The sequence below is a fragment of the Pseudoalteromonas sp. S3178 genome (genome assembly GCF_005886985.1).
Taxonomy (GTDB): domain Bacteria; phylum Pseudomonadota; class Gammaproteobacteria; order Enterobacterales; family Alteromonadaceae; genus Pseudoalteromonas; species Pseudoalteromonas carrageenovora.
In genome coordinates this window covers 1-362 of sequence record NZ_PNCW01000285.1, presented here as the reverse complement: position 1 = coordinate 362, position 362 = coordinate 1, and the positions used below count along the sequence as shown (strand labels likewise).

The window sequence follows — 362 nt, the reverse complement described above, 5'->3', positions numbered from 1 at the left end:
GTCGTCGGCCGCTCTATCAGAGATATTAAGTTGCCTGTCGGGACCACCATTGGTGCTATTGTCAGAGATGATGATGTGCTTATAGCCCATGACGATACAATGATTATGTCTGGAGATCACGTCATAATGTTTTTAATCGACAAGCGCCAGATAAGTGTTGTTGAAAAGTTATTCCAAGTCAGTTCGCTATTTGTCTAGCTCACTGTTATCACTCATTTACGAGCTTTCTTCGTGTAATATAGATAAATCAATTAAATACTCTTTCAGAATATTTTCCATCACATGCTGCTCATCAGTCAACCGAATACCCAATGCAATGGTGTCATCTTGTGGATGCAGGCTGCAAATCGAGCCAGACAAAG

Annotated in this window: 1 protein-coding gene; it reads left to right on the top strand. The window is 40.9% G+C overall.

What is annotated here, in order from left to right:
- Positions 1–198, top strand: a 198-nt coding sequence (locus CWC11_RS21000) for a TrkA C-terminal domain-containing protein (RefSeq protein WP_283241026.1), incomplete at its 5' end; no start/stop codon positions are given.
- Between the last annotated feature and the right edge of the window lie 164 nt (positions 199–362).